Annotated in this window: 3 protein-coding genes and 1 pseudogene; all 4 read right to left on the bottom strand. The window is 60.4% G+C overall.

Annotated elements, in window-relative coordinates; genetic code table 11:
• Positions 1-176: 176 nt before the first annotated feature.
• On the bottom strand, positions 177-722 hold the full coding sequence (locus ACP5PX_RS06870) for a hypothetical protein (protein ID WP_428085232.1): 546 nt from the start codon (positions 720-722) through the stop codon (positions 177-179).
• A gap of 101 nt (positions 723-823) precedes the next feature.
• Positions 824-2275, bottom strand: a pseudogene (locus ACP5PX_RS06865) (type I restriction endonuclease subunit R); the annotation flags it as partial.
• Between the two features lie 441 nt (positions 2276-2716).
• Entirely contained in the window at positions 2717-6874 is a 4158-nt protein-coding gene (locus ACP5PX_RS06860; protein WP_428085231.1) for a sacsin N-terminal ATP-binding-like domain-containing protein, read from the bottom strand.
• Between the two features lie 36 nt (positions 6875-6910).
• Positions 6911-8683: ATP-binding protein (locus ACP5PX_RS06855; RefSeq protein ID WP_428085230.1), on the bottom strand; the 1773-nt coding region annotated here is incomplete at its 5' end.

The following is an 8683-nucleotide window of genomic DNA, read 5'->3' as shown; positions in this document are numbered from 1 at the left end:
CAGCTACGAGCTCCCCGCGTTTTTGAAGCCTCCCAGACCCAATTAGAAGCCCGAGCCGGCGCCCCTTGCCTAGGGAACCGCGGCTTCTTGCGCCAGCGGCTCTTCATGGCAACCTCCTGAGCCACTTGTCACCAAGTGCGCGTCACCGGGAGCCCCGCCTTCAGGCCTAGGGTTCATCACATCCCCAACATGTCGCGAGGGACGAAGAGGAGGCCGGGGACCCGGTCGCGCCTGTAGTCCCACTTGGTCGGGGGCCGCCGCTCGCGGGGAGAAGCCAGCCGTTTCGTGCAGGGGGAGACCACAGCGATTCCGAGGAGCCAGAGACCCAACGTGGTCCCGAGCAGCCACAGGCTGCCATAGACAATGGAAAGGCAGGTAGCCAAGGCAACCCCTAGGAACAAAAACTTCGTGGCGTCGTCCTCGATCCCCAGCCCTAGGAGCGGTAGCAGGAGGAAAGTCAGGGTGGCGGATACCCCCATGGAGAGGACCATGTCCACCAGATAGCCCACCCCGGTGCGCCAGCGGGCCTTCCAGTGGGCCTCGTAACGCCTCCAGAGGTGGGGGTCTTGCTGGAGAGCCGCGAGCCACTCGGAGCAAGCCTCCTTGCGGGCCCTGGTTGCGGACCGGGCCCTGGTCACGACCCACGCGAGGACTGCTAGGTCGACAACCACCAGCAGGACCACCAAGCTCGCGACCCAGGTATCCATGTTTTTATCGTACACGTTCACCGCGGGAATGCTCGACCCTTGAGGCAGCCGGGATGCATAAGAAAAAACGCGTAGCGCAGGATCTGTCCGGTCCAGGACACCTTTGCCCTGGCGTTCGCCGGCTGGATGTCGTAGATCGAGATGTAGTCCCCGAAGATCGAGCGGGTGTTGGCGTCGCCCTTTTCGGTTGGCGTGCCGGCAAACCCGATGAAGGAGGCGTTGGGCAGGGTATCGCGCATGTGCCGGGCGAAGCCGGCCATGAAGTCGTACTGGCTACGATGGGCCTCGTCGGCGATGACCACGATGTTGCGGCGATCCGGTAATTTAGGGGCAGGCCCCTGTGCCTGCCCTTCCTGTGGGCAACCACGGAGGGTTGCCCCTACGTCCGGGAAAAATTCCTGGATGGCGGTGAGGATGACCCCGCCCGCCTGCCGCCCCTGAAGCAGCTCGCGAAGCTGGGCCCGGCTCTCGGCCTGGATCGGGTCCTGTCCCAGGAGGTCGCGGCAGCGGGAGAAAACGCCGAAGAGCTGCTCGTCCAGGTCGTTGCCGTCGGTGAGCACCACCAGGGTAGGGTTCTCCATGGCCCGCTCGCGGATGATGCGCCCGACGTAGAAGGCTATGGTCAGGCTCTTGCCCGGGCCCTGGGTGTGCCAGACTACCCCGATGCGCCGGTCGCCCGGTTGACCGCCGGACTTACGGCTTGCTTCGTATCGCCCAAGCGCATCCGCCACCCGATCAGCACGCGTTAATTGCGCAGCGCGCAGGGTCTCGGCCACGGCCACCCGCACGGCGTGGAACTGATGGTAGGCGGCCATTTTTTTGACGAGCCGTCCGCCGCCGTCATTCTCGAAGACAATGAAATCGCGCACCAAATCAAGGAATCGCTGCTTCTCGAAGAGCCCCTCGATCATCACCCATCACCTGCAACTGCGGCATCGTATTGGGCGCCAGGGCCTCGCCTCCGATGGGGCGCCAGGGCTTGAACCACTCGCGCCTGGCACCCACCACCCGGACCCGCGCCTCGATGCCGTCGGAGACAACCAAGACAGCATTGGTGGCGAGCAACGAGGGGATCACGGCCTGGTAGGTTTGCAGCTGCTGCCAGGCAGCCCAGATGGTGGCTTTTTCATCGGCGGCGTTTTTGAGCTCCAGCACTCCCAGCGGCAGACCGTTGACGCAGAGCACCACGTTGGGCCGGCGGGTGTGCTTGTTCTCCACGACCGTGAACTGGTTCACCGCCAGGCAGTCGTCGCTTTCGGGGTCGTCGAAGGCGATCACCCTGGCCTGCGCCCCGCGGATGCATCGGCGCCCGGGTACTCTAGCGTAACGCCGTCCACCATCAGCCGGTGCAGGTTGCGGTTGCGCTGGATCAGGGCGGCGCCCTCGGGACGGGTCAGTTTGCGGAAGCCGTCCTCGAGCGCCTCCGGGGGCATGTGTGGGTTCAGCCGCGCGAGCGCGTTCCGGAGGCGCTCCTCGAGAACCACGTGGCCGTAATCGGTGCGCCCGGGTGCGGGACCATCCGGCGCGATGTCGGGGCCGTGGGCAACCTGCCAGCCGAGGCATTCGAGTCAGGCGAGGCCGGCGCATTCCACATCGCATCCGGGGAAGGGTATTGTACTCGTCGCTTCCCCTTTTGCGGTGCCTTGTCTTCTGGATGCTGGGGTTCATACATCCAAAAGTTAATCGGGTTCTGCAAGCTGGGTACCCACAACCCTCGTTTCTCTTGCAAGCTCACGCCCCCTTTCTTCTGCTTGCGCAGGCAGTAGAAGTTGTTCAAAACCAGAAAGGACTCCCTTGAACTGCAGGATGAATCGCTGGAAGTGTCAACTTCATAGAATAGGGACGCCTGCGGTGATGGGGCTTACGACCTCAGCACCCGCAGTTAGTCCAGGGCAACTGCACTATTTTAGCAATTGCCGCCAAGAAAGATCGGTGCGACAGGATAACATTCCAATGGTGCAGACAGGGACTATCCTACTCGGAAACGAAAGTCACTCTTTGAAGCGAACCTACAAGTCAAAAACCAAGCGGTACGCAGCAGGAAACAGCGTGAGCCTTCCGCTCTCGACGAGCTTGAGAAGCTCCCGCCCAGGTAACTCGAATACCTGTTTTGACCGCTCAACGATCATCGAGCATGAATCGGGATATCTTCGTATTGCCTCCCAAACTTCGGCAGGACACTCGAACGCCCCTGTAACCGACGTTTTGGGCGCGACCCAATAGCGCATCCCGAGGTATCCGTCCGACTTGAGGCGCTCCCAGTGAAAGATAGAGTCGCGACCTTCAATACGATAGATGACCGATCCACCAGGATGCTCGAACCTTTCTCGAAGCTCGTTCCATTCAAAGCCCAGCGCTCCTGCATAGCTGCGGAAAACCGTAAATATTCGGTCGTGCCGCCGCCGTGGAACTCTAGTGACTTCCTCTTCTTCGTTACTGCTTTCCTCCTCTTCTTCGTTACTGCTTTCCTCCTCTTCGAGCTGAGCGATTGGGATTAAACCAGTACCGTGCGTTTGTTCGTTTGCTTCATTCTCAGTGGTATCACGTTGATCAAAGGGAAAATCTTCGTCGCTCAACGTGAAGTGTTCCTCGAAATATTCGGCGATGAAGGCATCGTCTCGTTCGATGCAAGCATGGAATGCCTCTCTAACTCGGTTTTCATCAAACGATTTTGACAGTTCGTTTGCAAGGTGCTCGTAACACTTGCTCAGTTTTGCGCCGATGAAAATGTTCTCTTCATCCCATAGGACCGTTGGTGTAGTTGGCGTTCCAGCCGGCGCGCCGTCAAGGTATGGCATTACCTCAAGCTCGCCACTTTTGAAGTTTACGATTCGTGACCGCTCGAGTCGAAGAGCTGTTGAACGGACGCGTTGTGTTGTCTCTTCATCACTGAATGTGACTCTCCGGAGATACCAGCTCATCGTCTTCAGCCACGGAGGAGTGGTGCCTCCAGTTGCAGTCGGACGACGGATTATTCGGTACTCTATGGCCTCACCAAGGTCTTTGATCTCAGCAAAAGGAGCCTCTCGCATGATATCGGCCGAGAGCATCTGGAAATTTGCTGTTGCTGTCTTAATACTTGGATGGAGATCGGCCCACTTCGTCAGACCCTGCATCGTCAAGCGATACCTTATTTGCGAGGTGGGAGTCCACCGGTTGTCGAGTGTGAGCCAGTGCCCGCACTGCCTCCAGATGGCGCCGGGGTATTGCTTCAGAGCCGCACGCACGGCGTTGGACTGGCCTTCCTGGAGTTCTTGCCCGGAGGATAGCTGACCAAGCCAGGCCAGGACCGACTGCGCATCCGGCCGCTCACGCACGCCGAGGCACTGCCAGAGTCGCAAACCCCTGGCAGCCTCGTGGATGACAGGAACGTCAGGAAGTTCTTCGCTTTCGCTGCGGAAAACCTCCGGGGCACGCCTCCATTCGTACCTCGAAGTGAGCACCAGCGCTTCCTTGTGGAAAGCCTGACGCGAAGCCTCTATCGTCTCTGGCTGATAAGAGAGAATGCGGTCCAGAGCCTCGTACCACTTGAGGATCTCACTGAGTAGCGACTGGGGCTCACGTACCCGGGCCAGATACCGCAGACGCTCGAGGAGAGTATCGATCCTGCCGGGCTTATCCCGCACCCCTAGAAGGCGAAGAAGGGGTTCGGTCGCCTTGGTGTCCAGTTCAGATTTCACGAACGGCTCCACATGGAGAAGCGGTTCCGTCGCCGAGGTTCGCATATAGAGCTCAGCGGCTACCCGTGGTTGGTCGTTCGTATCGAAAAGGCAGGGTCGGGAAGAGAGAAGAGCTATCCATTCACTCACAACCTGACTACCGTATAGCCAAACAGAACGGCTATGTGTGTAGTTATATTCTGTCAGCCTAACGCAGGCATACTTTTCCCAGTCAAACCACTCCAGAGAGCGCACAAGTAATGAAAAGACCTTAGCCCACACTGCCTGATCTTCCCTGGCCTTCTTCTTCCAGAATTTTCTCACCTCCTCAGGAAAACCGTAATCAGTGATCTCCACTTGCCTCACTTGAGCGTAAAAATCAACATTCCCACTATACCCACGCGACTTCAAAAAGTCGCGAACTTTATAGATTTCCGAAGAATAATAAATGAATTGTTTTTCAATTAATGGTATTAGCGGAAGGAAGCCGCTTTTTTTCGAAGCCACCCACTTCTCCCACTGCTGGCGGGTGCACAGGCGAAACCCCTCGAAGTAAGCGTCATGCAAAAGGTGGGCTTGCTGCCAGGAGTGGGGCAGAAGGTCCTCGACCTGCGGGTCCTGCGTCGCAAGAAGGCCCTGCGCAAGGGATCGCTGCTGGCCATCCCGGGTGATGCAACGGAAGGTCTCAGGGGCCTTTGCGTCAAACGCCGCCAGAAGATGGGCCATCCGGACGTGGTCCTCGAGCGTTGGAGCCTCCTGGAAAAAGAGATGCCGGCAAGCCTGCGCGAGAAGCTTGCCCGTCTCGCTGGGACGGTCAAGCCCTATCTCGCGCAGCAGGTCATAGGCATTTTCTGGGTCCGGGCTATTTACCAGCTCACCCCTTTCAAGATACTCTATCCACTCCGGCTCCACAACCACCACCAAACTCGTGAGGAATGCCCAGGCTTCGTCGGAGAGGTGCTTGTACTTCTCGGGCAGTCGAACAACCTCATTGGCCGGGTGCAGCTCCCGGCTGCCCCCAACCGGAACAAGAGGAAGCTCCAGCAGGGGCTTCTCCTCCTGCCGGCTGGATCGCCATGCCGTATAGCCAACCTGGCTGCGGTGTCGCCACACCAGGCTCCAGAGTACCTGAAGGCCTTCAAAGTCACGAGGCCTTGGCACGGGTCTTATGTGCCGCAATTGCCCTACGACATCCTCCTCCCGGAGATTCTCCAGCAGCTCCCACTGGTCTAACCTTCTTCGAGCTTCTTCGGAGACAAGGGGGGAGAGGAGATCAAAACCGGGGGCTTCGAAGACCCGGAGTAGATCCGCTGGCTCCCACACCCTGTACGCCCGACGAGGGGGAGCAAGACAGTTCTCGCGAGGGGTCAGTTTCCCGTCAGCGGTCAGTAAAACCGGATGACTGCCGAGGGCCTCTTTGAAGGCTTTGCATAAAAGCTCGGATGCCTGGGCTTCGAGCGAACTGCCCTCCCGGGGCCTGGGAGGAAGCAGCTCGTAAGCGCGGGCACGCTCCTCCACAGGCAGATGCTGGTTTGCCAGCCACGCCACCATCGAACGCCCCGCAAGCTGCCCCAATCGGGTAAGCAGCCACCGATTGGTAGGCGAAATCGAGGGGTCTTTAATGCCGGACCGGCCCGGGTCCTGCAGAAAAGGCCCATTGCAGGAAAAAGGCATCTCGACCTCCACCCCCGTCGGAAGAACCGTATACAGACGCTGCGGCCCGCTCAGCCCCAGCACCACCTCCACCCGACAGGGAGGCAGGTTCAAATCCTCCACATCCCGTTCCTGGCGAATCTCCTGGAGGGCCTCCGCCGGAAAAGGCTCCTCCTCAGAAGCCAGGTACAGCACCTCAAAAGGCTTCCCGCTCACCAGCCGGATCACTTCGGAGCCAGGTACAGGGCCCTCCCGGACTCGCTCCTTGCGGATCGTTCGACCCTCGATCTCGAGCTCCTCGATGTGGCGAAAAAAGAGCAGCGAGGCAGGACTTTTTATCCACTCGCTGAAATTTTTTCGAAGATCATCCTTTCGCTTCTCATCCTGTACATGGACGGAAATCCGCGTCCAATCGCAGTCGGGCGCCTCCTCCATCCAGATGGGAAGCGTGAACCGCTGCTTCTCGAAACGGACGGCAAGCGTGGGTGTAAGGAGCTCAACGCTCTCTCCCAGGCTAAAGGTGGACTTGAACCCTATGCCCCGAAAGCCGATGGTATAGAGCGTGCGCTTATTCGAAAACCCAAACCGGCACAGCGAGGCAAATTCCTCCTCGGTAAAATCGTGCCCGTCATGCTCGAAGAGGAAAAGCTCCTCCTGTATCCGAACCGTAACCCGTCTTGCCCCCGCATCATCGGCGTTCTGGAGCAGTTCTGAAAGCACATGGCGCGGACTCTGCACCTGCCGGAAGAGGTGCTTCCAGGGGCCTGCCAGTTCCGGGTCTTTCTCGAGCTGCTCCCAGCGCTCGAGGGCTTTGCGCCTTACAGGCTCAAAGAACTCAGGCGGCTTTCGCCACATAGACCCCTCCCTGGAGCAAACGTACAATCGAAAGTCTCAATCTTCTTCAAAGTCGTAGCTGGTGAACTTCAGCGTTCGGCAGTTTTCTGTCACGACGCGCACGACCTGAGGGGGCACGCCATTCGGGACCGTAACCTGAATCTCCAGCGTCACCGAGACCTGGGCGCATGGGAGCGAAGATAGATTCGCCAGGACTTCTTCAGCGATGCGGCCTGCTTCTGCTCCGAGGCGAAGGGGACTCAGCGCCACACTGCCATGAAAGCGTTTGGGTAAGGTGGCAGTGCCGGGAACTCCCGCAACCGCAGGGGCGGCAGGTTCTCCCCCAGCCAGGGCAGTCCCCTGTGCCGCAGCGCTGGGCGCTACCCCCGTAGTAGCTGGACTGGTTTGTTGTTCTGCTTCGATCTGGCGTCGAGCGGCTTCGGGTTTGACGAGGAGCCCTTGCGGGTCCGAGTCTGACAGCGAGAGGTTCTGCCCGTAGCGCAGCCCGCGGTAGCGCCCGGTGGCCTCGTCGTAGCTGTCGGCATAGGCAAAGCCGTCTTGCTCCCAGGTGAGCAGGCGCACCCCATCGCGCACGGCGCGCACCAGCACCGCCGGCTCTTTGAGGCGCGGCAGGTACACATAGCGGGCGAAATCCTCCACCAGTTGTCGCACCTCGACATGATCGCCACGCCAGAGGGGGATGCGCTCGAGTTCCATGCGCAGGCGCGTGCCAGCCAGGCTCACAAGGAGCAGCTCGTCGTTGCGCAGCCGTTTGCTGGCCCGCACGGCGAGCGAATCCGCCCCTTGCAGGCGTAAAGCCTCGACATCCACCGCTACCTTCGGTTCCTGCTGCACGGGCACCAGCAACCAGCAATAGGTTTCCGGCAAGCGCGCTTCCACCGTTTTGTCGGCCGACTGCTTTTGCGCCTCCGCCTGGCGGACCTGCTGTGGGTCCAGGTTCAGCGCCTCTCGGTCGCTCAGAATCGATTCCCACGCCAGATAGCGCCGCACCGCCTCTTCCAGGTCCGAAAGCCGGGTTTCGTCCGGCCCCAAAAAAACAAGCGTGTTGCGATAGAGGCGCGGGGTAGAGCCCCGCATTTCGAGGATTTCCCTGGCTTTGCGGAGAGCGGCGCTGTCCGGATTGCCTCTGGCGTGGGGCGTAGAGGGACCCAGAACCACCAGGCGCGCTTCCATCTCATCGGGCACGTCGGCGCCCGACTGGGGGAAGGGATGCACCCCGTAAAAATCCCCGCGTTCGCGCAGGGCCTGGCGCACCCGCTTCTCGATTTCGTGGTGTACCCGATCGGGGTCGCGTTTGAGCTGTTCGGCCCGATCCTCGGCCAGCCTGGTGACCGTGGGCTGTGTGGCATACCAGTAGCGCGTGCCGTCGTGGTAGAGGTAGGTGGCTTCGCTGGCCAGCCGTCGGAGGGCATCCCCGAAGACCGCCACCGGCTCGCCGGGGAAGGCGCAGCCCAGCTTGATGCGGCGATCCTCGAGACCTTTGTGCGGCGCGCTCGTCACCGGCGCCGAACCCAGGAAGATCGTGCGCGCCACCCGCCGGCACGCTGAGTACTTGCCCAGATTAGGGTGGTCGCGGTCGAGCCGGACGGAGAGGGCATTCGGCCCATCCACATCCTTCTCGAGAATCGGTGCCCAGTGGTCGGGCAGGTAACGCGTCAGCTCGAACTGCACGCGCGGATCGTCCATCGGCAGCGTGGACGGGAGAATGAGCGGGCTGCGGTCGCCCCTTTCCCACAGCGAGTGAATCACCGCCGCCATGAGCCGCAGCACCCCCCGCGTGCGCTGAAACTTGAGCAGCGTGGACCAGTC

Origin of the sequence: Hadarchaeum sp. (SeqCode), assembly GCF_049969415.1 — an archaeon.
Lineage (GTDB): Archaea > Hadarchaeota > Hadarchaeia > Hadarchaeales > Hadarchaeaceae > Hadarchaeum.
The sequence above is the reverse complement of the archived record's forward strand: the minus strand, read 5'-3'. Positions and strand labels throughout refer to the sequence as shown.

What these genes read in the sequence shown, in the direction of transcription:
- ACP5PX_RS06860 (WP_428085231.1), bottom strand. Translation starts at nt 6,874, where the DNA reads ATGTGGCGAAAGCCGCCTGAGTTCTTTGAGCCTGTAAGGCGCAAAGCC.